Annotated in this window: 25 protein-coding genes; 15 read left to right on the top strand and 10 right to left on the bottom strand. The window is 49.6% G+C overall.

The window, feature by feature from the left end; genetic code table 11:
* Positions 1-2 precede the first annotated feature (2 nt).
* The 8 genes from ACJHWK_RS06655 to panC all read left to right on the top strand — a co-directional run bounded on the left by ACJHWK_RS06655 (position 3) and on the right by panC (position 8,299).
* Positions 3-575 (top strand): fimbrial protein, encoded by a 573-nt coding sequence (locus ACJHWK_RS06655; RefSeq protein ID WP_000038432.1) that lies wholly within the window; start codon positions 3-5, stop codon positions 573-575.
* Between the two features lie 89 nt (positions 576-664).
* A complete protein-coding gene (locus ACJHWK_RS06650; protein ID WP_170886343.1) occupies positions 665-1,399 on the top strand; it encodes a fimbrial chaperone in 735 nt (244 codons plus the stop codon).
* A gap of 34 nt (positions 1,400-1,433) precedes the next feature.
* Entirely contained in the window at positions 1,434-4,034 is a 2,601-nt protein-coding gene (locus tag ACJHWK_RS06645; RefSeq protein ID WP_170886338.1) for an outer membrane usher protein, read from the top strand.
* Between the two features lie 18 nt (positions 4,035-4,052).
* A complete protein-coding gene (locus ACJHWK_RS06640) occupies positions 4,053-4,613 on the top strand; it encodes a fimbrial protein (RefSeq protein WP_000594819.1) in 561 nt (186 codons plus the stop codon).
* A gap of 13 nt (positions 4,614-4,626) precedes the next feature.
* The gene (locus ACJHWK_RS06635; RefSeq protein WP_001178095.1) at positions 4,627-5,226 is read left to right on the top strand and encodes a fimbrial-like protein; all 600 of its coding nucleotides are present in this window, start codon (positions 4,627-4,629) and stop codon (positions 5,224-5,226) included.
* Between the two features lie 51 nt (positions 5,227-5,277).
* Positions 5,278-6,528: a fimbrial-like adhesin gene (locus ACJHWK_RS06630; RefSeq protein WP_410234808.1), complete on the top strand. Its 1,251-nt coding sequence runs from the start codon at positions 5,278-5,280 to the stop codon at positions 6,526-6,528.
* A 113-nt stretch (positions 6,529-6,641) separates the two neighbouring features.
* A complete protein-coding gene (gene panB, locus ACJHWK_RS06625; RefSeq protein ID WP_000805471.1) occupies positions 6,642-7,436 on the top strand; it encodes a 3-methyl-2-oxobutanoate hydroxymethyltransferase in 795 nt (264 codons plus the stop codon).
* A gap of 11 nt (positions 7,437-7,447) precedes the next feature.
* Positions 7,448-8,299: a pantoate--beta-alanine ligase gene (gene panC, locus ACJHWK_RS06620; protein WP_001520505.1), complete on the top strand. Its 852-nt coding sequence runs from the start codon at positions 7,448-7,450 to the stop codon at positions 8,297-8,299.
* Between the two features lie 81 nt (positions 8,300-8,380).
* On the opposite strand, the gene ACJHWK_RS06615 is transcribed toward panC, so the two are convergent.
* Complete coding sequence (locus ACJHWK_RS06615; RefSeq protein ID WP_410234807.1) at positions 8,381-8,578, bottom strand: transposase; 198 nt, start codon at positions 8,576-8,578, stop codon at positions 8,381-8,383.
* A 68-nt stretch (positions 8,579-8,646) separates the two neighbouring features.
* On the bottom strand, positions 8,647-9,543 hold the full coding sequence (gene rpnC / locus ACJHWK_RS06610; RefSeq protein WP_000339918.1) for a recombination-promoting nuclease RpnC: 897 nt from the start codon (positions 9,541-9,543) through the stop codon (positions 8,647-8,649).
* 273 nt (positions 9,544-9,816) lie between these two features.
* Between rpnC and panD the strand changes: the two genes are divergently transcribed.
* On the top strand, positions 9,817-10,197 hold the full coding sequence (gene panD / locus ACJHWK_RS06605) for an aspartate 1-decarboxylase (protein WP_000621515.1): 381 nt from the start codon (positions 9,817-9,819) through the stop codon (positions 10,195-10,197).
* A gap of 3 nt (positions 10,198-10,200) precedes the next feature.
* Here the strand turns inward: panD and ACJHWK_RS06600 are convergent, their stop codons facing one another.
* From ACJHWK_RS06600 to ACJHWK_RS06585, 4 genes are all read right to left on the bottom strand, one after another.
* Positions 10,201-11,430, bottom strand: a complete 1,230-nt coding sequence (locus ACJHWK_RS06600; protein ID WP_001520502.1) for a polysaccharide deacetylase family protein — start codon at positions 11,428-11,430, stop codon at positions 10,201-10,203.
* 63 nt (positions 11,431-11,493) lie between these two features.
* Positions 11,494-11,934, bottom strand: a complete 441-nt coding sequence (locus tag ACJHWK_RS06595) for a PTS sugar transporter subunit IIA (protein ID WP_000901983.1) — start codon at positions 11,932-11,934, stop codon at positions 11,494-11,496.
* A gap of 104 nt (positions 11,935-12,038) precedes the next feature.
* Entirely contained in the window at positions 12,039-12,809 is a 771-nt protein-coding gene (locus tag ACJHWK_RS06590) for an ABC transporter permease (protein WP_000972203.1), read from the bottom strand.
* On the bottom strand, positions 12,806-13,732 hold the full coding sequence (locus ACJHWK_RS06585) for an ABC transporter ATP-binding protein (RefSeq protein ID WP_000150637.1): 927 nt from the start codon (positions 13,730-13,732) through the stop codon (positions 12,806-12,808). The genes ACJHWK_RS06590 and ACJHWK_RS06585 overlap by 4 nt, the downstream gene beginning before the upstream one ends.
* A 108-nt stretch (positions 13,733-13,840) precedes the next feature.
* Between ACJHWK_RS06585 and can the strand changes: the two genes are divergently transcribed.
* A complete protein-coding gene (gene can / locus ACJHWK_RS06580) occupies positions 13,841-14,503 on the top strand; it encodes a carbonate dehydratase (protein ID WP_000651599.1) in 663 nt (220 codons plus the stop codon).
* Positions 14,504-14,543: 40 nt separating this feature from the next.
* Here can and hpt read toward each other — a convergent pair whose 3' ends face one another.
* Positions 14,544-15,080 (bottom strand): hypoxanthine phosphoribosyltransferase, encoded by a 537-nt coding sequence (gene hpt / locus ACJHWK_RS06575; protein ID WP_000683335.1) that lies wholly within the window; start codon positions 15,078-15,080, stop codon positions 14,544-14,546.
* Positions 15,081-15,285: 205 nt separating this feature from the next.
* Between hpt and gcd the strand changes: the two genes are divergently transcribed.
* The gene (gene gcd, locus ACJHWK_RS06570; RefSeq protein ID WP_021516789.1) at positions 15,286-17,670 is read left to right on the top strand and encodes a quinoprotein glucose dehydrogenase; all 2,385 of its coding nucleotides are present in this window, start codon (positions 15,286-15,288) and stop codon (positions 17,668-17,670) included.
* A 46-nt stretch (positions 17,671-17,716) separates the two neighbouring features.
* Here gcd and cueO read toward each other — a convergent pair whose 3' ends face one another.
* The gene (gene cueO / locus ACJHWK_RS06565; RefSeq protein WP_001550615.1) at positions 17,717-19,267 is read right to left on the bottom strand and encodes a multicopper oxidase CueO; all 1,551 of its coding nucleotides are present in this window, start codon (positions 19,265-19,267) and stop codon (positions 17,717-17,719) included.
* 165 nt (positions 19,268-19,432) lie between these two features.
* Between cueO and ACJHWK_RS06560 the strand changes: the two genes are divergently transcribed.
* The 3 genes from ACJHWK_RS06560 (at position 19,433) to speD (ending at position 21,562) form a co-directional block, all read left to right on the top strand.
* On the top strand, positions 19,433-19,780 hold the full coding sequence (locus tag ACJHWK_RS06560) for a YacC family pilotin-like protein (protein ID WP_001295568.1): 348 nt from the start codon (positions 19,433-19,435) through the stop codon (positions 19,778-19,780).
* Positions 19,781-19,885: 105 nt separating this feature from the next.
* A complete protein-coding gene (gene speE, locus ACJHWK_RS06555) occupies positions 19,886-20,752 on the top strand; it encodes a polyamine aminopropyltransferase (RefSeq protein ID WP_000818425.1) in 867 nt (288 codons plus the stop codon).
* A gap of 15 nt (positions 20,753-20,767) precedes the next feature.
* Positions 20,768-21,562, top strand: a complete 795-nt coding sequence (speD, locus tag ACJHWK_RS06550) for an adenosylmethionine decarboxylase (protein WP_000734287.1) — start codon at positions 20,768-20,770, stop codon at positions 21,560-21,562.
* Between the two features lie 37 nt (positions 21,563-21,599).
* Here speD and yacL read toward each other — a convergent pair whose 3' ends face one another.
* Both yacL and acnB read right to left on the bottom strand, forming a co-directional pair.
* Positions 21,600-21,962: a protein YacL gene (yacL, locus tag ACJHWK_RS06545; RefSeq protein WP_000384304.1), complete on the bottom strand. Its 363-nt coding sequence runs from the start codon at positions 21,960-21,962 to the stop codon at positions 21,600-21,602.
* 196 nt (positions 21,963-22,158) lie between these two features.
* Positions 22,159-24,756, bottom strand: a complete 2,598-nt coding sequence (gene acnB, locus ACJHWK_RS06540; protein ID WP_001303793.1) for a bifunctional aconitate hydratase 2/2-methylisocitrate dehydratase — start codon at positions 24,754-24,756, stop codon at positions 22,159-22,161.
* Positions 24,757-25,110: 354 nt separating this feature from the next.
* Here acnB and ACJHWK_RS06535 point away from each other — a divergent pair, with 354 nt between their 5' ends.
* Positions 25,111-26,868 (top strand): DUF3300 domain-containing protein, encoded by a 1,758-nt coding sequence (locus ACJHWK_RS06535; RefSeq protein WP_001520496.1) that lies wholly within the window; start codon positions 25,111-25,113, stop codon positions 26,866-26,868.
* Positions 26,869-26,925: the final 57 nt, after the last annotated feature.

The raw sequence follows: 26,925 nt of genomic DNA, 5'->3' as shown, positions 1-26,925 counted from the left end.
TTATGTCTAAAAAATTAGGTTTTGCCCTGTCTGGTCTTATGCTGGCAATGGTTGCAGGTACTGCTTCTGCTGATATGGACGGTGGTCAGATTAACATCAGTGGCTTGGTTAGCGATAACACCTGTGAAACAAAAGTTGATGGCGGCAAGCAAGATGGCCTGGTTCTTCTGCAAACTGCAACGGTTGCTGAAATTACCGCTGGTGTATCTGAAACTGCTGTCGGTGCCAAAGCGAAACCGTTTAGCATTACTGTAGACTGCAGCAAAGCGACTCCGGGAGGCCAACCGACTCTGACATTCGGTTCAGTTTTCTTTGGTAACAGTCGTGGCACTTTGAATAACGATATGTCCATCACCACCCCGTCATCTGGTGTGAATATCGCCCTGCACAACATTGACGGCACCACTGTTAAACAAGTCAAAATTAATAACGCATCTGATGCTTACACTAAAGCATTAACCAATAATGTTGCAGTCTTTGACTTCAAAGCCTCCTATGTTCGTGAAGACGACTCAACACCAGCAACGGCTGGTTATGTAAGAACCAACACAGCTTACACCATCACCTACAATTAAGTTATTCGTTGGTGATTTAAATTACTACAAGGGTGCGACACCTATTGTCGCCCCCTTGTCTTGAAAACAATTCATGTCATGGATGGTATATTTTGTTAAATAAAAAGAATATTGTCGCATTATGTGTTGCCAGTAGTATGGCATTTAGTATGCCTGTTATGGCTGATATTGTTATTTCCGGTACACGCGTCATTTATAAAAGTGATCAAAAAAGCGTTAGCGTACGCCTGGAGAATAAAGGCAATAGCCACCTGTTAGTACAAAGCTGGCTGGATACCGGTGACGATAACGCTGAGCCAGGAAGCATTAATGTACCATTTACGGCAACACCTCCCGTTTCACGTATTGATGCTAAACGCGGTCAAACCATCAAATTGATGTATACCGGCAGCACCGTACTCCCCAGCGACAAAGAAAGCGTATTCTGGTTTAACGTGCTGGAAGTGCCCCCAAAACCAGATGCTTCAAAAGTAGAGAATCAGAGCCTGTTACAACTGGCTTTCCGTACCCGTATCAAGCTGTTCTATCGTCCGGCAGGATTAAACGGTAACCCGTCTGAAGCACCATTAGCCCTGAAATGGAAATGGGCTGAAGGGAAGTCTGGCCTGAGTGTATATAACCCAACGCCTTATTACGTCTCTTTCAATAACGCAGAGTTAATCGCTGGCGGTAAGTCGAACCCGCTCAATGTAAAAATGGTTGCACCGAAAAGCGAAGAGATTTTCACCATAAGCGGTTCAGGCGGGAAAGCAACGTCAGGAAAGGTACATTTCTCCACGATTAATGATTTTGGCGGCGCAATTGAAGGCGATGTCAATTTGTAAGACTAGGGACCTTATGCAGCAGGAAGCCAATGTAATGAAAACAACGACATCGACTAAACGCCATAATCTTACGCGTATCGCAATGTATTGCTCAATCATGTATAGCGGCGCTACCATCGGAGCCGAAAGTGTTGAGTATGACCCTACCTTTTTAATGGGTGGCAACGCTTCCAGTATTGATGTTAGCCGCTATAGCGATGGCAACCCGACTTTGCCTGGTGTTTACGATGTTAGCATCTATGTTAACGAGCAACCTGTTGCTAACCTGGAGATCCCCTTTATCGCGATCCCCGATAAAAAGAATGCTCAAGCCTGTATTACCCTGAAAAATCTACTACAACTGCATATCAAGACACCCCCGGCAGACGAGGAAAATACTATCCTTCTTCCACGGGATGAAACGCTTGGCAACTGTCTTGACCTGTCGTTAGCCATACCTAAATCCTCAGTGAACTATGACCCCTCTGAACAACGTCTGGATATCAATGTTCCCCAGGCATGGGTGATGAAGAATTATCAAAACTATGTGGACCCATCACTTTGGGAAAATGGCATTAACGCGGCTACGCTGTCTTATAACATCAACGCTTATCGCAGTGAAAATTCAAATTATACAAATGATAGCGTTTATACATCGTTCAATGGTGGCGTCAATTTAGGGGCCTGGCGTCTGCGTAGCAGCGGTAACTATAGCTGGAGAAACGACGCGGGAAGCAATGTTGAGTTTATGAATCGCTACGTCCAGCGCGACATTACCGCTATTCGCTCGCAGCTCATTATGGGGGAATCCTACACCACAGGTGAAACGTTCGACTCCGTTAGTATCCGCGGCATTCGCTTATACAGCGACAGCCGAATGCTGCCGCCTGTATTGGCAAACTTCGCCCCGACAATTCGTGGTGTAGCAAATACTAACGCCAAAGTCAGCATCACCCAGAGTGGATACAAAATTTATGAAACCACTGTTCCACCGGGACCTTTTGTCATTGATGATCTCAGCCCGTCAGGGTATGGCAGCGATCTTATCGTAACCATTGAAGAAGCTGATGGCAGCAAGCGTACATTTTCTCAGCCATTTTCTTCAGTAATTCAAATGCTGCGCCCGGGTGTTTCTCGCTGGGATATCAGCGGCGGGCAAATTAATAAAGACGACTTGCATCATGAACCAAACTTACTACAAGCGACCTATTACCGTGGTTTAAGTAACCTTTTCACTGGCTATACTGGTTTTCAGGTCACAGATAATCATTATGCTGCAGGCTTACTTGGCATTGGGATGAATACTTCTGTCGGCGCAATTTCCTTCGATGTCACCCACTCCAGTGTCGATATACCGGATGATAAAAGGTACCAGGGGCAAAGCTATCGCATCTCCTGGAACAAATTTTTTGACCTGACAGATACATCATTAAACATCGCGGCTTACCGCTACTCCACGCAGGACTATCTGGGCCTGAATGATGCATTAACACTTATTGATGAAGTTGAACATCCCACTCAGGATCTTGATCCCAAAACTATGCGCAACTACGGGCGCATGAAAAACCAGTTCACCGTAAGCATTAACCAACCGCTACGCTTTGGGAAGGATGATTATGGCTCGTTCTATACATCTGGAAGCTGGTCTGATTACTGGGGGGGCAGTAAGAGCCGTAGCAACTATTCGGTCGGCTACAGTAACAGCGCTTCATGGGGAAGCTACAGTATCAGCGCTCAACGATCCTGGGATGAGTACAGCCAAACAGAAAACAGTATTTACCTCAGCTTTTCGATACCTATCGAAAAGCTGATGGGTACGGAGCACCGTGATTCCGGTTTCCAAAGTATTGATACACAACTTAGTACCAATATGGATGGTAATAATCAGTTCAATATGAGCAGTAGCGGTTATAGCAACGATAACCGCGTGAGCTATAGCGTGAACGCGGGTTATGGGATGAATAAAACCGGCAAAGATCTCAGCAACATTGGGGGTTATGCCAGCTATGAATCGCCATGGGGAACGCTAGCTGGGTCAGTCTCTACTACCAGCGATAATAACCGCCAGTACTCCGTTAATACAGATGGTGGATTTGTGTTGCACAGCGGAGGACTGACGTTCAGCAACGACAGTTTCAGTGATAATGACACCATTGCTCTGGTTAAAGCACCGGGTGCAAAAGGGGCGCGTATTAACTACGGCAACAATACCGTTGACCGTTGGGGATATGGCGTAACCAGTGCTCTTTCACCATACCAGGAAAACAAAATTGCTCTGGACACTGAAAACCTGGAAAACGACATCGAAATGAAGAGCACCAGTACGGTTGCCGTACCACGCCAGGGCTCGGTTATCTTTGCTGGTTTTGAAACCAATCAGGGACAATCTGCGATTATGAATATCAAACGCAGTGACGGAAAAGGTATCCCCTTCGCCGCCGATATTCATGATGAAACAAATGCAATCATTGGCAACGTTGGGCAGGGCGGGCAGGCATTTGTTCGCGGTATTCAGCAGCAGGGCACGATAAAAATCACCTGGCTGGAAGCCAGCATGCCCAAAACCTGTATTGCGCAGTACCAGCAACCCAATGTGACATCGGAGAAAATCCAGCAAACGATTATTCTCAATAATATTCTTTGCCAGCTCCAATAATACGAAAGAGAGATGACAATGATAAAAAACACACGGTATAAAATAGTACTCCTGGCAGGCATTTTTTTACTGCCCGGCGCACTGGCACAAGATATTAATGTTGATTTTGTTGCCACAATCAAAGGCACGACATGTAATATCACTCTGGAAGGGACACGCGTCACCGCTGATGGCAATAATCAGTACACGCTACGGATATTAAATGTTGCTCTGGATAAAATCATAAACAAGATGCCAGAAGCACAAGCCGACTTTAAACTGGTCGCTAATTGTGATGGTAACATAGGCAAGATTACGACATCGCTGGCAGGGAATCCTTCAGTAGAGTTACCCTATTTAATTTCTCCATTAACTTCAGATAATTCATCCACCACAGAATATATTGCTATGGGGATTAAACTTCGAAATGCCTCTGACACTGAATTTATTCCCCCAGATGGTTCTAAAAAGATTTCCTGGGGAGAGGGATTAACAAAACCGGAACTTGAGATGACGGTAGCACTTCGCGAAACCCGACCAGGTTCAGGAAGAGCAGGTAATTTTAAAGCACTTGCGACATTCAATTTCACCTACGAATAAAAGGATAATAATAATGCAGATGAAATCATTACATTATGGGATATTTGCAAGCATTACTCTGAGCTTATTATTATTCAGCACGTTTTCTATAGCCATCACGGATAACATTGGCCTAAACGTTATGACCACTGTTGAAAACAGAACTTGTCAAAGCGAAATCAGCAACCAGGGGTTGGTTAACCTTGGCACTGTTGGAGTGGGATATTTTGCCAGTAATGTTAGTGCGGAAGATAATTATCCAGGCGGAAAGACCTTTACTGTGACAGTAAAAGATTGCCCCTCCGCTGGCACAACATCAAGCCAGTTGCATATAGAATTTAAACCTGTCAGTGGTGTAATGGCCACTGGTAGCCAACAGATATTCGCCAATAATCATGTCGGCGGTGCACAAAATGTAGGAATCGTGATTTTTAGCCAAAATAATCAGTCATCGGACACAGTGAATGTGCTGTCACCAACAGGGCAGTTTCGCACAGTCTGGCCAGTTGCCTCTGCAAACATGAATAATTCATCGTGGCAATTTTATACACGAATGCAAAAAATTGATCCGTTACTTCCCGTTGGTGCAGGATTTGTCACCAGCAATGTATTAGTTGATATTTATTATCAATAAATGCCAGACATAACGCATCTACAAATATTATTTTTTCAAAGGAGTGATAAGATGAAGTCAGCGTTCCAATACTTTCTTTTTTTATGGATTATCACAGCCAGCATTAATAATGTAAATGCTGAAAATCTTACTTTTATGGTCGGTGACGATGCTGGCGTAGGAAACCTTAATGGCCCATCAGGCGATAAACTAATATCATTTTCCTATCCGGTTGGTGGAGTAAACAATATTGTATTTTATAATCCAACATCCACCACACCGACCAATGCAAAAATAAAATTATATTGGAGTGAACTGGACACATCAAGTAGCCGTGGGTTTGTATATTGTACTTCAAAAAATAATTCCAGCGGTATGCCAATTACTGTCCGGCATAACATGGTTGACTCAGGAAAAATGGCAGATGGGCACAGATTATATGAAACTAATGTAACCGGTCTATATTATACGTTAATGCTCAATAGATTCTGGTCGTATGAACTTCGCTCAAGCTCTCCAGATATATACGTTGGAGACGATGGCTGGCACACTGTACAATTTTCTATTACGGGTGATTATATACGAGGTCAATGTAATACTTCCAGGTATCAAGCAGTCGGAGGTCTTTTGCACGATGCCACGGTGGAATTCTATACCGACAGCAGTTTTAACCCTGCTCCAAATACTAACGTGCAATTAAAACATACTGGTGATTATTTGTATTCATTCGCAAATGAAGGGCCAGGGGTTCCAAATGTAAGTGCATCTAAGATGCTAAAAATTGATTTTAATTTAACAGACATCAATATCCAACTGCCAACATGCTTTACGTCTATCCTTTTGGGTGAGAGCGTAACGCGATCAACCGTAAATCTCGGGGAATATACTGTTGGACAGATCACCTCAGATTCTACAACACCTGTTAATTTTCAGATCTCGCTGCAAAATTGTGTTCGTATAAGCAGTATTAAAACAAAACTAAAATCTAATGTAGTAGGAGTGAATAATCTTCTGTTGCTTGGTAATACTTTGACAGGAACCGATGATGCAAAAGGTGCCGGAGTACTTATTGAAGGGTTACCCAACAGCAAAAATTCACAAAATTTCACGCTTAAGCCAAATGATGAGACATCAAGCTATAACGATGCTGAAGATGATCCTGGAGAAAACAATGGAATTTATAACCCAGATTATCCTAATGCCAACGGTCGTACTACAACCCAGGACCTGAAATTTCAGGCAACATTAAAACGCGATGGTAATGCAACTGTGAAACCCGGCGGATTTAAGGCTACCAGTACATTCCAGGTCACCTACGAGTAACAGGTTTAACCGCACCGCCATCATCTGGCGGTGCGGTAATTGATAAATCATTGCCCCCACCAATGTGACTGATAAAATGCCAGACAGCACGACATTACTTATCAGGATACGTTATGAAACCAACCACTATTGCTTCATTGCAAAAATGCAAACAAGAAAAAAAACGTTTCGCGACCATCACCGCTTACGACTATAGCTTCGCAAAACTGTTTGCCGATGAAGGGCTTAACGTCATGCTGGTTGGCGATTCACTGGGCATGACGGTTCAGGGGCATGACTCCACTCTGCCAGTTACCGTTGCCGATATCGCCTACCACACTGCTGCTGTACGTCGCGGTGCGCCAAACTGCCTGCTGCTGGCTGATCTGCCGTTTATGGCGTATGCCACACCAGAACAAGCCTTTGAAAACGCCGCAACGGTTATGCGTGCTGGGGCCAACATGGTCAAAATTGAAGGCGGTGAGTGGCTGGTAGAAACCGTACAAATGCTGACCGAACGTGCCGTTCCTGTTTGTGGTCACTTAGGTTTAACCCCACAGTCAGTGAATATTTTCGGTGGCTACAAAGTCCAGGGGCGCGGCGATGAAGCGGCCGATCGACTGCTCAGCGATGCATTAGCCTTAGAAGCTGCTGGGGCACAACTGCTGGTACTGGAGTGCGTGCCGGTTGAACTGGCAAAACGCATTACCGAAGCACTGGCGATCCCGGTTATCGGTATTGGCGCAGGCAACGTTACCGATGGACAGATCCTCGTGATGCACGATGCGTTCGGCATTACTGGCGGTCATATCCCTAAATTTGCCAAAAATTTCCTCGCCGAAACGGGCGACATCCGCGCGGCTGTGCGGCAGTATATGGCTGAAGTGGAGTCCGGCGTTTATCCGGGCGAAGAACACAGTTTCCATTAAGGAGTCACGTTGTGTTAATTATCGAAACCCTGCCGCTGCTGCGTCAGCAAATTCGCCGCCTGCGTATGGAAGGTAAGCGCGTGGCGCTGGTGCCAACCATGGGGAATCTGCACGATGGCCATATGAAGCTGGTTGACGAAGCCAAAGCCCGCGCCGATGTGGTCGTCGTCAGTATTTTCGTTAACCCGATGCAGTTCGACCGCCCGGAAGACCTGGTACGTTATCCACGGACCTTGCAGGAAGACTGCGAGAAGCTAAACAAACGTAAAGTGGATTTAGTTTTCGCCCCTTCGGTAAAAGAGATCTACCCGAACGGTACAGAAACCCACACCTATGTTGATGTTCCTGGCCTTTCGACCATGCTGGAAGGTGCCAGCCGTCCGGGACATTTTCGCGGCGTTTCGACTATTGTCAGCAAGCTGTTCAACCTGGTCCAGCCAGATATCGCCTGCTTCGGTGAAAAAGATTTTCAGCAACTGGCGCTGATCCGCAAAATGGTTGCTGATATGGGCTTTGATATTGAGATTGTCGGTGTGCCAATTATGCGCGCCAAAGACGGTCTGGCGCTGAGTTCCCGTAACGGTTATCTGACGGCGGAACAACGCAAAATTGCGCCTGGTCTGTACAAGGTTTTAAGTTCGATTGCCGACAAATTGCAGGCTGGCGAACGGGATCTCGATGAAATTATTACTATTGCCGGGCAAGAACTGAATGAAAAAGGCTTCCGCGCCGATGATATTCAGATTCGTGATGCCGACACATTGCTGGAAGTCTCTGAAAACAGCAAACGTGCAGTGATTCTGGTAGCCGCCTGGCTTGGCGATGCCCGCCTGATCGACAACAAAATCGTCGAGCTGGTGTAATACTTAACTGGCGCTACGGCTGATGGCGCCAGTTATTCATTGCCACGTTATCTGTAAGCGATAATTCATAACGCAGACAACTTAGTTAGAGTTAATTAGCTTATCAACCTCTGTAAGAGATAAAGTTGCCATCTCTGCAACGTCTTCCCGAGACATTCCTTTACTCAGAAGACGCTGGGCGAATTCCTGACTTACCTCCTGTCTAAGCGCCTGCCTTCCCTTCTCTTCAAACCACTGCGCCAACGTCTGCCTGGTTTCTCTCCGTGTCTTTATTTCCATATGTTCCCTTAATTATCTGGTCAGTTAACAATAACAATTATCTGGCTAAAACTGATAATGCAGATAACTTAGTTAATCAGTTTATCAATCTCAGCAAGAGGTAAATTTGCCATCTCTGCAACGTCTTCCCGAGGCATTCCTTTACTTAGAAGACGCAGGGCGAATTCCTGACTTACTTCCTGTCTTCCCTGCTGAATCCCCTTCTCAATCCCTTTCTCTTCAAACCACTGCGCCAGCGTCATCATAGACTTCCCTCCCGTTTCCCTGTCTCTCAGCACGCCATAAAACAAATCCGCTTGTTCAGTATGACCGCGTTGCAGCATATAGTTTTGCATGGCAACTAACTGACTTCCGCTAGTGTACCCTTCGTCAATCAGCGTGACCAGTTGCTCCAGCAATAACATTAAGTCGCGCTGGCGAATATGTTTTTGCAGTAGTTCGAGAATCGCAATCCGCCGATGTTGCATGATTTCGTCATCCGGTGTGATGGTGATATCCACCAGCGGGAAAGGGTTGTTGTAAACGCGTCGCGCCAGCTCCGGCGAGTAAAACATATCAAACCAGCACATTGAGAGCGGATAAGGTGTGGCCTCGCCCTGATAAAACAGAATCGGCACCACCAGCGGCAGCTTATCGTGATCCGCCTCCAGATGCCGGTGCATGGCGGCAATGGCATAGCGCATCATGCGAAAGGTCATTTTCTTATCCGGCTTGCTTTGATGTTCAATCACCACATGCAAATAACCGGGATTGCCCTGCATTTGTACGGAATAGAGTACGTCCGTGCTGTGTCCTTTCAGGCTTTCCTCAATAAAACTCCCCGACTCAAGATGCAGCGTGTCGAGGTCACACAGTTCGCGTAGCTCCGCTGGCAAATGAATATCCAGAAAGTCGCGAGCCGTTTCCGCATGCATTAAAAATTGTTTAAATACCGCATCATGCGGTGTGGTACTCGGTGCATCCATCTTCCCTGCCTTCCGTGTTGTCTTGCGTGAAGGCAGTATCCAGTCAAGGCGCGCCGTCGTCAGCCACCTCTTTAGTGTTTACCGAGCAGCGTTCAGAGAAATATCAATTCGTTACAGGCGTTACATGGCACGCTTCGGCGTGGTACGCAAACTGCTGATGCAAATGCCATCAGATGAGTAGACACTCATCAAAAATCGGGCAATACTGCGTGAGAATTTCCTCAAAGCAGGCATCGCCTGCTTCGTTAACGACAGGGTAGAAAGGTAGAAGTTATGATTCGCACGATGCTGCAGGGCAAACTCCACCGCGTGAAAGTGACTCATGCGGACCTGCACTATGAAGGTTCTTGCGCCATTGACCAGGATTTTCTTGACGCAGCTGGTATTCTCGAAAACGAAGCCATTGATATCTGGAATGTGACCAACGGCAAGCGTTTCTCCACCTATGCCATCGCGGCAGAACGCGGTTCGAGAATTATTTCCGTTAACGGTGCGGCGGCCCACTGCGCCAGCGTCGGCGATATTGTCATCATCGCCAGCTTCGTTACTATGCCAGATGAAGAAGCTCGCACCTGGCGACCCAACGTCGCCTATTTTGAAGGCGACAATGAAATGAAACGTACCGCGAAAGCCATTCCGGTACAGGTTGCCTGATTGTTATCCCTGCGGCTGGTTACTCACCAGCCGCGACATCGTCTCCAGCGAATCCGTTCTTAAGATATAAAGTCGTTTTAGTAACAACGGATTATCCCCCGGTTTTACTTTGCCTTTCATGGTTGTCACCGCCAGGTGAAATCCGGCTTCTTTTGCTGCCTTCACGGCTTTGTCATTAAATCCGCCAAACGGATACGAAAGATACCAGACATGCGGATTAAATTGCGCCAGAGCGCGTCGTGAACGTGAAAAATCAAACAGAATATTATGCTCACTACGGCTCAGTAATATGGGTCGGCGATAACCATCCACCCGATGCAAAAAATGGGTATGTGACTGGAAATCAAAAACATCGCGAATTTCGTTAAGCTCAGAAACGCTCATAAATTGCAGCGATTTTGGGTCCCACTTCTGCGGGTGACGTTTGATGCGCGAGGTAACAATAAACGCCGTCGCCTTCATGCCATATTGTTTCAACACAGGATACGCATAGCGGCTCACCGACTTGAGGCCATCATCAAAGGTAATCACCACCGCTCGCGCAGGGAGATTGATCTTATTCTTCACGTAACCTTCCAGCTGCACCATGCTCAGTGTCGTGTATCCCCTGTCGCGCAGCCAGGCCATCTGGTTATTGAAAGCGCGTACCGAGGTGGTCGTCGAAGTATGGCGAAAACGGGTGTTTTCTTCGTCGCGCAGAATATGGTGATAGGTTAGCACCGGCAGGCCATTATCGGGTTGGGCATCCAGCGCGCTGATATAGGCCAGTCGATCGCCAATACGGATCTGATACCAGGTTTGATTTAACCTGTCTTTCAGTTTATGCAAAATCGGGTAGCGCAAATTGTCCGCCAGTACCCCAAACGGCGCACTGCCCGCACTCGGCGCGTTATAGACCGGCGTATCTTTCCAGGTAACTAAGTTCTGATTACTCAGCGGCTTGTTGAGGTCACCCAAACCGTCTTCAACTTTTTGTCGCCCCTGAACCGGCTCGAGATGACCTTTATCGATAAACCCTTTACCAAAGCCAAAATTAAATGCGTAATAACTTGCGGCAGTGGGCTCCACGGCAATGATTTGTCCGGCCCGAATATTCCCCACCGTCACCATCTTGTCGCCAATTTGCGCCCAGACCGCAGCATTTTCGATGGTTTGCATATAACGGGCAGGTAACGCGGCACTGACGCTTGCGGTAAACAGCATCAGCAGGAGAATAACAGCTTGTTTGTACATGAAAAAATAACCGAGGGTGAAACAACGCTTTTATTGTAGCAAAAGCGTCATCAGAATCGCGGGTTAATACTCATACAAATTATGTTTGAGGACGAAAGGCGGATTTTTTTGTTGCTGGTGCCAAAGACTACTCACCTCCGGCGCACCCAGTTCGACAATACGCTCGCGAAACTCTGCGCTGGATAACGTTTCACGGTAGGCCAGCATCTGCTCAATTAACGGTAACGTGACGCCAGAAATCACTTCGCAGCGGGAATGTTTATGGCTTAATAGCGAAGCCACGCGGTACGGCGGCGCTCCGGCTATATCGGTTAAGAAGATGACACCTTCACCAGAGTCCGCTTCATGCAGAGCATCGCACATCATGCGGCTGAGCATATTAGAGCTTAATCCGCGCCAGAAATTCACGGCCCGGCACTGAAGAAGCGCCCCATGTTTTTTCTCCAGCGCATCCAGTATCTCTTGCGCCCGGTCATCGTGACAGGTAATTACCCAACCTAACATCGCCTTCCTCCTTAGCCGAAAATCAGTCTACCCTGACCATTGTTGATAAAGGGTGATAGCCGTCAAAACTCCTCTCCCCTAAATCCAGAAGAGAGGAAATAGCCTTAGCTACGCAAACCACGTCCACGTTGGATCAGCGACCAACAGATCAAATAAAACGCCACAATAAAGACCACCAGTACACCGAAGGTAGTGACCAGCGGAACATCATTGATACCGAGGAAGCCGTAGCGGAAACCACTGATCATATAAACGATTGGGTTCAGATGCGACAGCCCTTGCCAGAACGGCGGCAACAAAGTCAGTGAGTAAAAGACCCCGCCCAAATACGTAAGTGGCGTTAACACAAAGGTTGGCACCAGGCTGATGTCATCGAACGTTTTGGCAAACACGCCGTTCAGCAAACCCGCAAGGGAGAACAACACCGCCGTGAGCACCAGCGTTAAAGCGACAAATACCCACGAATGCACCTGAAACGGCACAAAAAACAGTGAAATTGCCGTCACCAGAATGCCAACAAACAGACCACGCGCCACGCCACCGCCGACATATCCGGCAATAATGACGTGAGTCGGAACCGGCGCTACCAGCAGCTCTTCAATATTACGCTGGAATTTGGCACCAAAAAATGATGACGCGACGTTAGCGTAGGCGTTGGTGATTACCGACATCATGATCAGCCCCGGTACAATGAACTGCATGTAGCTGAAGCCATGCATATCGCCAATACGCGAACCAATCAGGTTACCGAAGATAATAAAGTAAAGGGTCATGGTGATGACTGGCGGCACCAGCGTCTGCACCCAGATACGCATAAAGCGATGGATCTCTTTCGCCCAGATGCTTTTTAGCGCCACCCAGTAAAGATGCATCATGCGCGATCTCCTTGTTTTTCATTAACCAGTGAAACAAACAGCTCTTCCAGACGGTTAGCTTTGTTACGCATACTTAATACCTGAATGCCCTGCTCACTTAACTGCGTAAATACGCTGTTGATCCCCTGCTCACGCAGCACTTCAACTTCCAGCGTCGCGGTATCGACCAGTCGATACTGATAGCCATCGAGCTTCGGTAACGGGCTTTTCGGTGCGAGATCGAGAATAAAGGTTTCTGATTTCAGCTTCGCCAGCAGCGCCTTCATCGAAGTATTTTCTACCAGCTCACCGTGCTGAATAATGCCGATATTGCGGCACAGCATTTCTGCTTCTTCCAGGTAGTGTGTGGTGAGAATGATGGTGGTGCCTTTGTCGTTTAAATCCTTCAAAAAGCCCCACATTGAGCGGCGAAGTTCGATATCCACGCCTGCCGTTGGCTCGTCGAGAATCAGTAGTTTAGGTTCATGCATTAACGCACGGGCAATCATTAAACGGCGCTTCATCCCGCCCGATAACATGCGAGCACGTTCGTTGCGTTTCCCCCATAGATCGAGCTGTTTAAGATACTTTTCGCTGCGGATATACGCTTCTTTACGCTCCACACCGTAGTACCCTGCCTGATTCACCACAATTTGCTGCACGGTTTCAAACGGGTTGAAGTTAAATTCCTGCGGCACCAGTCCCAACTGACGTTTAGCGTTCACGACATCCTTCTCGAGATCGTAACCAAATACGCTGACCCGCCCGGAGGTTTTATTTACCAGAGAGCTGATAATACCGATAGTGGTCGATTTCCCGGCCCCGTTCGGCCCGAGAAGCGCATAAAAATCACCCGCTTCGACCTGCAAATCTATTCCACGAAGCGCCTGAACGCCGCCTGGATAGGTTTTTTTAAGCTGTTGAAGTTCCAGTGCAATGGTCATAAATTTTTACTTACCTTACGTTCTTACACTTTATCTGTGGTTTAAATCGTCCCGGAGTTGCCCTATATTAGCCAAACGTAATTATTTGGTTACAGGTCGTTAACCTCCATGAAAGACATAGATACACTCATCAGCAACAATGCACTATGGTCAAAAATGCTGGTGGAAGAGGATCCCGGGTTTTTTGAGAAACTGGCACAAGCGCAAAAACCGCGCTTTCTATGGATTGGATGTTCCGACAGTCGCGTTCCTGCAGAACGTTTAACCGGTCTTGAGCCGGGCGAACTCTTTGTTCACCGTAATGTTGCTAACCTGGTCATTCACACCGACCTGAACTGCCTTTCCGTGGTTCAGTATGCAGTGGATGTACTCGAAGTTGAACACATTATTATCTGTGGTCACTACGGTTGCGGCGGCGTACAAGCCGCAGTTGAAAACCCGGAACTGGGGCTTATCAACAACTGGCTGCTGCATATCCGCGATATCTGGTTCAAACATAGCTCATTGCTCGGCGAAATGCCGCAAGAGCGCCGTCTGGATACCTTGTGTGAACTGAACGTCATGGAACAGGTGTATAACCTGGGCCACTCCACCATTATGCAATCAGCGTGGAAACGCGGGCAGAAAGTCACCATTCACGGCTGGGCCTACGGCATTCACGACGGCTTGCTGCGTGATCTGGATGTCACAGCGACCAACCGCGAAACTCTTGAGCAACGTTACCGTCACGGGATTTCCAATCTCAAGCTGAAACACGCCAACCACAAATAAAAATGCCATGCCGGATGCAACACATCCGGCAACTTCACACTTACTCGTCCAGCAGAATCACTTTGCCGATATACGGCAGATGACGGTAACGCTGTGCGTAATCAATGCCGTAACCCACCACAAACTCATCCGGGATCGAGAAACCGATGAATTCTACCGGGACGTTCACTTCACGACGGGACGGTTTATCCAGCAGCGTACAAATCGCCAACGACTTCGGTTCGCGCAGGCTTAAGATCTCACGCACTTTCGACAGTGTATTACCCGAGTCGATGATATCTTCAACAATCAGCACGTCCTTGCCACGGATATCTTCATCCAGATCTTTGAGGATTTTCACATCACGGGTGGTGGACATGCCACTACCGTAGCTGGAGGCGGTCATAAAATCGACTTCATGAGATACCTGAACTTCACGACACAGGTCCGCCATAAACATAAATGAGCCACGCAGCAGACCCACCAGCACCATATCGCTGCCGCTGTCTTTGTAACGCTCAGTAATCTGACGACCCAGTTCGGCGATACGCGCTTTAATCTCCGCTTCGGGGATCATTACTTCTACAGTATGTTTCATATCTCTAACCATATGATTTAAAAACAAATCACTTCGCACGGGCAGGTTTTGGCACCGCAACAAAGCGCAAGACACGCAGTATACCAGTAAAACTATTCATTCGCGGAATCTGTTAATAAAGCTCGAATTGTGATGACGATCACACATGTTAAAACCTATAATTAATTGCTACTAAAATATTAATGAATTGAAATGGTGTCTCTTTATGGCAATTAACAATACAGGCTCGCGACGATTACTCGTCACGCTAACAGCCCTTTTTGCAGCGCTTTGCGGGCTGTATCTACTCATTGGCGGAGGCTGGCTGGTCGCGATTGGCGGCTCCTGGTACTACCCTATCGCTGGCCTTGTGATGCTCGGCGTCGCCTGGATGCTGTGGCGCAGTAAACGTGCCGCGCTTTGGCTATACGCCGCCCTGCTGCTCGGCACCATGATTTGGGGCGTCTGGGAAGTTGGTTTCGACTTCTGGGCGCTGACTCCGCGCAGCGACATTCTGGTCTTCTTCGGCATCTGGCTGATCCTGCCGTTTGTCTGGCGTCGCCTGGTCATTCCTGCCAGCGGCGCAGTTGCCGCTCTGGTGGTGGCGTTGCTGATTAGTGGCGGAATCCTCACCTGGGCGGGATTTAACGATCCGCAGGAAATCAACGGCACCTTAAGCGCCGATGCCACACCTGCCGAAGCCATCTCACCGGTTGCCGATCAGGACTGGCCTGCGTATGGTCGCAATCAGGAAGGTCAACGCTTTTCGCCGCTGAAACAGATTAACGCCGATAACGTCCATAACCTGAAAGAAGCCTGGGTGTTCCGTACAGGCGATGTGAAACAGCCGAACGATCCGGGCGAAATCACCAATGAAGTGACGCCGATTAAAGTGGGCGACACCCTTTACCTGTGTACCGCGCACCAGCGACTGTTTGCGCTCGATGCCGCCAGCGGCAAAGAGAAATGGCATTACGATCCTGAGCTGAAAACCAACGAGTCTTTCCAGCACGTAACCTGCCGTGGCGTCTCTTATCATGAAGCAGAAACGGCCTCGCCGGAAGTGATGGCGGATTGCCCGCGTCGTATCATTCTTCCGGTCAATGATGGTCGCCTGATTGCGATTAACGCTGAAAACGGCAAGCTGTGCGAAACCTTCGCTAATAAAGGCGTGCTTAATCTGCAAAGCAATATGCCGGACACCAAACCGGGTCTGTATGAGCCGACTTCGCCGCCGATTATCACCGATAAAACCATCGTGATGGCCGGTTCAGTTACCGACAACTTCTCAACCCGCGAAACGTCTGGCGTGATCCGTGGTTTTGATGTCAACACCGGGGAGCTGTTGTGGGCTTTTGATCCCGGCGCGAAAGATCCTAACGCGATCCCGTCTGACGAACACACCTTTACCTTTAACTCACCAAACTCGTGGGCACCTGCGGCCTATGACGCGAAGCTGGATCTGGTGTATCTGCCGATGGGCGTGACCACGCCGGATATCTGGGGTGGTAACCGCACACCGGAACAGGAACGTTATGCCAGCTCGATTCTGGCGCTGAATGCCACTACCGGGAAACTGGCGTGGAGCTACCAGACCGTTCACCACGACCTGTGGGATATGGATCTTCCGGCACAGCCGACGCTGGCGGACATCACCGTTAACGGTCAAAAGGTTCCGGTCATTTATGCTCCAGCGAAAACCGGCAACATTTTTGTGCTCGATCGTCGTAACGGCGAACTGGTGGTTCCGGCCCCGGAAAAACCGGTTCCTCAAGGTGCAGCGAAAGGCGATTACGTCACCCCAACTCAACCCTTCTCGGAACTGAGCTTCCGTCCGACGAAAGATTTGAGCGGTGCGGATATGTGGGGAGCCACCATGTTTGACCAGCTGGTGTGCCGCGTGATGTTCCACCAGATGCGCTATGAAGGCATTTTCACCCCACCATCTGAACAGGGTACTCTGGTCTTCCCTGGTAACCTGGGGATGTTCGAATGGGGCGGGATTTCCGTTGATCCGAATCGTGAAGTGGCAATTGCCAACCCAATGGCACTGCCGTTTGTTTCGAAACTGATCCCGCGCGGTCCGGGTAATCCGATGGAACAGCCGAAAGATGCCAAAGGCACGGGTACGGAATCCGGCATTCAGCCGCAGTACGGTGTACCGTATGGCGTCACGCTCAATCCGTTCCTCTCACCGTTTGGTCTGCCATGTAAACAGCCAGCATGGGGCTATATCTCGGCGCTGGATCTGAAAACCAATGAAGTGGTGTGGAAGAAACGTATTGGTACGCCGCAGGACAGTATGCCGTTCCCGATGCCTGTACCGGTGCCGTTCAATATGGGTATGCCGATGCTGGGCGGGCCAATCTCCACAGCGGGTAACGTACTGTTTATCGCCGCTACGGCAGATAACTACCTGCGCGCTTACAACATGAGCAACGGTGAAAAACTGTGGCAGGGCCGTTTACCGGCGGGTGGTCAGGCTACGCCAATGACCTATGAAGTGAATGGTAAGCAGTATGTGGTGATCTCCGCAGGCGGTCACGGTTCATTTGGTACGAAGATGGGCGACTATATTGTGGCTTATGCGCTGCCGGATGATGTGAAGTAACCATAATGCCCGGAGAGATCCGGGCATATTTCCGAATACGGTCTTTTTATACCGTAAACCCTAACATCATCCCCGTATCTTCATGCTCCAGCAAATGGCAGTGCGCCATATAAGCATGTTCTTTCGGTGCATCGTGATTAAACTTCACCAGCACTTCGCTGACATTACCTTCTACCTTAACGGTATCTTTCCAGCCTGCGCGATGAGTCGCTGGCGGTTTGCCATTTTCTGACAAGATACGGAACTGCGTGCCGTGAATATGGAACGGATGCAGCATCATGTCGCCCACGCCAGAGATAACCCAACGTTCGTACTGCCCTTTCGCCGCCGCAAACATCGGCTTATTCATATCAAACGCCTGACCGTTGATTTTATTGGCATGGTGGAAATCGAACTTCCCGCCGTGGTTCATATGATTCATATTGCCGTGCCCCATATGGCCCATCATCTGGCTGTGATCCATCCCGGCCATCGCCTGATCGCCATATTTCTCCATCAGCATCTGCATCCCCATCATATCGAGCATCGGGTCCATAGAGAGTTGCAGCTTACGTACCGTCAGCCCTTCCAGCGAAGGTAATGCTGGCAGGCTACTTAATGTGTCTGGCAAAGCACCAGAGGCACTAATGGCAATCGGCTGAATCCGCATTACCGGATGCGGCTTATCAAAAGGCGCAATCGCCATTCCCATCTGGCTGACCGGCAGCGTCACCAGGTCAAAGGGGTTGTTGTCGTTAACCTCCACCAGCACTTCAAAACGCTCGCCCATCAGCACCGGCAGCTCGCTCACCTTCACCGGTTCAGGTAGTAGACCACCGTCGCTGGCAATCACATACAGCGGGCGATTGTCGCTGGTGGCGAAATTGAGCGAGCGGGCGTTACAGCCATTGAGCAAACGCAGGCGCAGCCAACCACGCGGGGCAGCGTGTTGTGGGTAGATTGCACCGTTGGTCAGCAACGTATCGCCAAACCAGCCCACGGCGGCGGTCATCACATCCAGTTGATAATCAATCTGCCCGTCAGCGCTAAATTTCTTATCCTGAACGATCACCGGAACATCATCGATACCCCACTGTTTTGGCAGCATTAATTTCAGGATCTCGTCATCTTCAATCACCACCAGACCAGCCAGCCCCATCGCCACCTGTCGCCCGGTCTTGCCATGTTGATGTGGATGGAACCAGCAGGTAGCGGCAGGTTGATCAACGTTCAACGTCACCGAGCGCTTGCCACCTGGCGGAATAATTCCCTGCGGGCCGCCGTCGACTTCACCCGGTACTTCCAGCCCGTGCCAGTGCAACGTCGTCTCTTCCGTCAGTTGGTTATAGATATCAACCGTTACCGCTTTGCCGCGCTGTAATTTCACCGCCGGCCCCAGCAGATTGCCGTTATAGCCCCAGGTAGTTGCGGTTTTCCCGCCAAAGGTGGACTGGCCTGCGCCAATAGTTAACTGAATGCGATTACGGGCATCGGTCGTGAGCAAATCAGGGATCGGTAACGTTGGGCGTTCCGCCGCAAATACTGCGCGGCTCCACAGCGGTAAAGCCGAAGCCACGCCCAGCGCGACGGAATATTTTAAGAAATCACGACGTTGCATAGTTATTTCCTTATTCTTAAGCAGGCGAAACAAAATCAAACGTTGAGCATAGTCCTTCCCCTTACGGGAAGGTCAAGCCGCAGACACAATTTAATCGACAATAATGGTCGTCGCCTCGCTCGCAGTGTGCTAACGTTTATCTTCTTTAAGCCCCTGGTAGAAGCAATGAAGACGTTTTTCAGAACAGTGTTATTCGGCAGCCTGATGGCCGTCTGCGCAAACAGTTACGCGCTCAGCGAGTCTGAAGCCGAAGATATGGCCGATTTAACGGCAGTTTTTGTCTTTCTGAAGAACGATTGTGGTTACCAGAACTTACCTAACGGGCAAATTCGTCGCGCACTGGTCTTTTTCGCCCAGCAAAACCAGTGGGATCTCAGTAATTACGACACCTTCGACATGAAAGCCCTCGGTGAAGACAGCTACCGCGATCTCAGCGGCATTGGCATTCCCGTCGCTAAAAAATGCAAAGCCCTGGCCCGCGATTCCTTAAGCCTGCTTGCCTACGTCAAATAATCCCTGATACCTTTTTGTAGAAATATTGACCGTGCATCCACGGTCAATGTTAGCTATTATGTTGCGCCCTTTTTTTACGGGTGTTAACAAAGGAGGTATCAACCCATGGCCGAAAAAAAACAGTGGCATGAAACGCTACACGACCAGTTTGGGCAGTACTTTGCGGTAGATAACGTTCTGTATCATGAAAAGACCGATCACCAGGATCTGATCATTTTTGAGAATGCCGCATTTGGTCGCGTAATGGCGCTGGATGGCGTAGTACAAACCACCGAACGCGACGAGTTTATCTATCATGAGATGATGACCCATGTTCCGCTACTGGCCCACGGTCACGCGAAACATGTGCTGATTATCGGCGGCGGCGACGGTGCCATGCTGCGTGAAGTGACCCGACATAAAAACGTTGAGTCAATCACGATGGTGGAAATCGATGCGAGTGTCGTGTCGTTCTGCCGTCAGTATCTACCCAACCATAACGCTGGTAGCTACGACGATCCGCGCTTTAAACTGGTGATCGACGATGGCGTCAATTTCGTTAATCAAACCAACCAGACTTTTGATGTCATTATCTCCGACTGCACCGATCCTATCGGTCCCGGCGAAAGTCTGTTCACCTCAGCATTTTATGAAGGTTGTAAACGCTGCCTGAATCCTGGCGGTATCTTCGTCGCACAAAACGGCGTCTGCTTTTTACAGCAGGAAGAGGCTATCGACAGTCATCGCAAACTCAGCCATTACTTCAGCGACGTTGGCTTTTATCAGGCGGCGATCCCGACCTATTACGGCGGCATCATGACCTTTGCATGGGCGACAGATAACGATGCCTTACGCCATCTCTCAACCGAAATTATTCAGGCGCGTTTTCTCGCTTCTGGCCTGAAATGCCGTTATTACAATCCGGCAATCCATACGGCAGCTTTTGCCTTACCTCAGTATCTGCAAGACGCACTGGCTTCACAGCCGTCCTAAGGAGAAGATAAGAAATTGAAAAAACTGAAACTGCATGGCTTTAATAATCTGACCAAAAGTCTGAGTTTTTGTATTTACGATATCTGCTACGCCAAAACTGCCGAAGAACGCGACGGTTATATTGCTTATATCGATGAACTCTATAATGCCAACCGTCTGACCGAAATCTTGTCAGAAACCTGTTCCATTATCGGGGCCAATATTCTTAACATCGCCCGCCAGGATTACGAACCACAGGGTGCCAGCGTCACTATTCTGGTGAGTGAAGAACCGGTTGACCCGAAACTCATCGACAAAACAGAACACCCCGGCCCACTGCCAGAAACGGTCGTTGCCCATCTCGATAAAAGTCATATTTGCGTACATACCTACCCGGAAAGTCATCCTGAAGGCGGTTTATGTACCTTCCGCGCCGATATTGAAGTCTCTACCTGCGGCGTGATTTCTCCGCTGAAGGCGCTGAATTACCTGATCCACCAGCTTGAGTCCGATATCGTAACCATTGATTATCGCGTGCGCGGTTTTACTCGCGACATTAACGGTATGAAGCACTTTATCGACCATGAGATTAATTCGATTCAGAACTTTATGTCTGACGATATGAAGGCGCTGTATGACATGGTGGATGTAAACGTCTATCAGGAAAATATCTTCCATACCAAGATGTTGCTTAAAGAGTTCGACCTTAAGCACTATATGTTCCACACCAAACCGGAAGATTTAACCGACAGCGAGCGCCAGGAAATTACCGCTGCGCTGTGGAAAGAAATGCGCGAGATTTATTACGGGCGCAATATGCCCGCTGTTTAACGGCTCTGGCGGAGCTCGCGGGCTCCGCCAGATTTATTTACTTTTGCTGCACGAAATTACGATAAGCAGCCACCACCTGCAGAAAATCCTCAACGCCGCATAGCGACAGGCTTTCTTCGTCGTAGTAGTTCATCCCCTCTTCCATTTCATCGCCAGCGAATTCCAGTTGATTGGCGCGAACCATCACTTCTTCGCCGTCCATCCATAGCGTGTACTCATGCCCTGCCCGCTGCCAGGAACGTTCGCTACCTTTGAGCGTGCGCGCGGCGTCTTCTACTTCATCAAGCAAGGCCAGGTTTTCTTTCACCTCTTCGTTAAACCAGTGCCCGACCACTTCATGCCCCATGGACATACGCACCTTTACCACTCCGGTAATATCACGCAGAAATTCGTAATCCATAGTGTGTTCCTCTGCTCCCGGCAATGCGCCATTACTGCATTGCACCTTAGGTTTAATTATCGCAGCACTATGCAAGATTAAAAGGTGGAAAAGAATAAGGAATAAAAATAAACCCCCTTTCCTTGAGCAGAAAGGGGGTTTAAAGAAGTGTTACTTGTCAGGTATTCAGGAGAACACCTGAGCTATTTTCAGGCTGTTACACCGCAGTCTGGAAAATCACCCCGTCCGCTTTTTCGGTGTACTGAGAAAGCTGGTTGAAGTTCAGGTAACGGTAAGTATCAACGGCAGTTTTATCCACCTGTGCCACGTAGGTCTGGTACTCTTCCGGCGTCGGTAGTTTGCCAATCAGCGCCGCAACAGCAGCCAGTTCCGCAGAAGCCAGGAAGACATTCGCGCCAGTACCCAGACGGTTCGGGAAGTTACGGGTAGAGGTGGAAACCACCGTCGCACCGTCTGCTACACGCGCCTGGTTACCCATACACAGGGAACAGCCAGGGATCTCGATACGCGCACCGCTCTTACCGAAGACGCTGTAGTAGCCTTCTTCGGTCAACTGCGCGGCGTCCATACGGGTTGGCGGTGCCACCCACAGGCGGGTCGGCAACTGGCCTTTATGCGCATCCAGCAGTTTACCCGCAGCACGGAAGTGACCGATGTTGGTCATGCAGGAACCGATAAACACTTCGTCGATCTTCTCACCCTGTACCGCAGACAGCGGACGTGCGTCATCCGGATCGTTCGGAGCACACAGGATTGGCTCTTTAATATCCGCCAGATCGATGTCGATCACTGCCGCGTATTCCGCATCTGCATCGGCTTCCAGCAGCTCAGGATTCGCCAGCCATTTTTCCATGCCCTGAATACGACGTTCCAGGGTACGACGATCGCCGTAACCTTCCGCGATCATCCACTTCAGCAGGACGATGTTGGAGTTCAGGTATTCGATGATCGGTTCTTTGTTCAGCTTGATAGTACAACCAGCGGCAGAACGCTCGGCGGACGCATCGGTCAGCTCAAAGGCCTGCTCAACTTTCAGATCCGGCAGACCTTCAATTTCCAGAATGCGACCAGAGAAGATGTTTTTCTTGCCTTTCTTCTCAACGGTCAGCAGACCTTGTTTGATCGCATACAGCGGAATAGCATGTACCAGATCGCGCAGGGTGATGCCCGGCTGCATTTTGCCTTTGAAGCGCACCAGAACGGATTCCGGCATATCCAGCGGCATTACGCCTGTTGCGGCTGCAAATGCCACCAGACCAGAACCCGCCGGGAAAGAAATGCCGATCGGGAAACGGGTATGGGAGTCACCACCGGTACCGACGGTATCCGGCAGCAGCATACGGTTCAGCCAGGAGTGGATTACGCCGTCACCCGGACGCAGCGACACACCACCACGGTTCATAATGAAGTCCGGCAGCGTGTGGTGCGTGTTCACGTCAACTGGCTTCGGATACGCCGCGGTGTGGCAGAAAGACTGCATCACTAGGTCAGCCGAGAAGCCCAGGCACGCCAGGTCTTTCAGTTCATCACGGGTCATCGGGCCGGTGGTGTCCTGGGAACCTACAGAAGTCATTTTCGGTTCGCAGTACGCGCCCGGACGAATGCCTTTCACGCCGCAGGCACGACCTACCATTTTCTGCGCCAGCGAGAAGCCGCGGTCGCTCTCAGCGACATCTTTCGCCTGACGGAACACATCGCTGTGCGGCAGACCAAGTGCTTCACGCGCTTTGGTGGTCAGGCCACGCCCGATAATCAGCGGAATACGACCACCGGCACGCACTTCATCAATCAGCACGTCGGTTTTCAGTTCGAAGGTCGCCAGCAGTTCGCCGGTTTCGTGGTTACGCACTTCACCTTTGTACGGGTAAACGTCAATTACGTCACCCATGTTCAGGTTAGAGACGTCCACTTCAATTGGCAGTGCACCCGCATCTTCCATCGTGTTAAAGAAGATGGGTGCAATTTTACCGCCGAGGCACAAACCACCGCCGCGTTTGTTCGGCACATGTGGAATATCATCGCCCATAAACCACAGAACGGAGTTCGTGGCGGATTTACGCGATGAACCCGTACCCACAACGTCACCGACGTACGCCAGCGGGAAACCTTTCTGTTGCAGAGCTTCAATCTGTTTGATCGGACCAACAACACCAGGCTGATCTGGCTCAATACCTTCACGGGCGTTTTTCAGCATCGCCAGCGCGTGCAGTGGGATATCCGGGCGTGACCACGCATCCGGTGCCGGAGAAAGGTCATCGGTGTTGGTTTCGCCTGTGACTTTGAAGACGGTAACGGTCAGTTTTTCAGCCAGTGCCGGGCGATTCAGGAACCATTCGGCATCCGCCCAGGACTGCATTACCTGCTTCGCATATTCGTTGCCTGCTTTGGCTTTCTCTTCTACGTCATAGAAGTTATCGAACATCAGCAGCGTGTGAGAAAGTGCTTTGGCAGCGATCGGTGCCAGTTTGGCATCATCCAGCGCGTCGATCAGCGGATGAATGTTGTAACCACCCTGCATAGTGCCCAGCAGTTCGATGGCTTTTTCCGGAGTCAGCAGTGGGGATTTGGCTTCGCCTTTCGCGACAGCAGCCAGGAAGCCTGCTTTGACATAGGCGGCTTCATCGACGCCAGGGGGAACACGGTTGGTTAACAGATCTAACAGGAATTCTTCTTCGCCCGCGGGCGGGTTTTTCAGCAGCTCTACAAGTGCGGCCATTTGGTTTGCATCCAGGGGTTTGGGCGCAATCCCCTCAGCGGCACGCTCAGCTACGTGCTTACGGTATTCTTCTAGCACGACGGTTCTCCTCGCTCTCATTGTCATAGTGCGGCAGGCGATTCTCTTCACGCTCCTGTGAGACAGCAGTTTGTAGGGTAAATGCCCAGTACCGCAACGGGCAGAATAGCAGGATTTTGACGATGTGTTAATCTGTTTACAAAAAAGCAACATAAAAAAGTGGCTGAATCGTTAAGGATGGTCTAGAGATTGTTTCCCTCCGTAAAAACTTCGTTAATTCGCATGGTGATAATCACCTTTCTCAACGAATCCCAAGATTAGTCAAAATTTAAACTACCGCCTCTTTATACTCGGATTCTCAGCACCTGCGGGTGGCAGTTCGCCGACCATTGCGATTTCCTTGAGATTCGAATTATGAAAATGACTTTGCCGTTTAAACCCCATGTGCTGGCGCTAATTTGCAGTGCCGGGCTTTGTGCCGCCTCTGCCGGGCTATATATAAAAAGCCGCACAGTGGAAGCGCCTGTGGAAGCGCAATCGACACAACAGAATGCGCCTGACATCTCCGCAGTTACGCTTCCTGCAACGGTTTCCGCACCTCCCGTAACACCTGCCGTCGTCAAATCTGCATTCAGCACTGCACAAATAGATCAATGGGTCGCGCCCGTCGCGCTGTATCCCGACGCCCTACTTTCGCAGGTGCTGATGGCATCAACCTATCCGACAAACGTTGCTCAAGCAGTGCAATGGTCGCACGATAATCCACTTAAACAAGGCGATGCTGCTATTCAGGCGGTATCTGACCAGCCCTGGGACGCCAGCGTCAAATCACTGGTGGCCTTTCCACAGTTGATGGCATTGATGGGCGAAAACCCGCAATGGGTGCAAAACCTGGGCGATGCTTTTCTGGCGCAGCCGCAGGACGTGATGGACTCGGTACAGCGATTGCGGCAACTGGCGCAACAAACCGGCTCGCTGAAGTCATCAACTGAACAAAAGATCATCACGACAACGAAAAAAGTCGTACCGGTAAATCAGCCCGCCAACGCCCCTGTCACACAATCAAATACCGTTTCTACGTCCAGCCCCGTCGTCGCAGAACCTGCACCGACCGTAATAACCATTGAGCCAGCCAATCCGGATGTGGTTTATATTCCGAACTACAACCCAAACGTGGTTTACGGCAGTTGGGCCAATACCGCTTATCCGCCAGTTTATCTGCCACCACCAGCCGGAGAACCGTTTGTTGACAGCTTTGTGCGCGGATTCGGCTATAGCATGGGCGTTGCTACCACATACGCACTATTCAGCAGCATCGACTGGGACGACGAGGATCATGACCATCATCATCATGACGATGATGATTATCATCACCACGATGGCGGTCATCGTGACGGTAATGACTGGCAACACAACGGCGACAACATCAATATCGACGTCAATAATTTCAACCATATCACCGGTGAGCATCTTACTGATAACAATATGGCATGGCGGCACAATCCAAACTACCGTAATGGTGTGCCCTATCATGATCAGGATATGGCAAAGCGGTTTCACCAAACCGATGTCAACGGCGGCATGAGCGCCACGCAGTTACCTGCTCTATCGCGCGACAGTCAGCGTCAGGCAGCAGCAAGTCAGTTTCAGCAACGAACATACACTGCGCCAGTCATTACGCGATATACTCAACGTCAGGCTGCGGCACAGCGATTTAATGAAGCGGAACATTATGGGAGCTATGACGACTTCCGCGAGTTCAGCCGTCGCCAACCACTGACCCAGCAACAAAAGGACGCCGCTCGTCAACGTTATCAGTCGGCCTCGCCTGAGCAGCGCCAGGCAGTCCGCGAGAAAATGCAGACTAACCCACAGAACCAGCAGCGAAAAGAGGCAGCGCGTGAGCGTATTCAGTCTGCAACTCCCGAACAGCGCCAGGTGTTTAAGGAAAAAGTACAGCAGCGCCCACTGAACCAACAGCAACGTGATAACGCCCGCCAGCGTGTTCAATCAGCATCACCTGAGCAACGTCAGGTTTTTCGGGAGAAAGTTCAGGAGAGCCGCCCACAACGTCTAAACGACAGTAACCGTACTGCCCGATTGAATAATGAGCAACGGTCAGCAGTACGCGAACGTCTCTCTGAGCGCGGAGCAAGGCGACTGGAAAGGTAAATTACAGACGTAAAAAAAGCGGCGTGGTTAGCCGCTTTTTTAATTGCCGGATGTTCC

Source organism: Escherichia sp. WS547, assembly GCF_046486065.1.
GTDB lineage: Bacteria > Pseudomonadota > Gammaproteobacteria > Enterobacterales > Enterobacteriaceae > Escherichia > Escherichia coli.
This window is presented reverse-complemented; position numbering and strand designations above follow the sequence as displayed.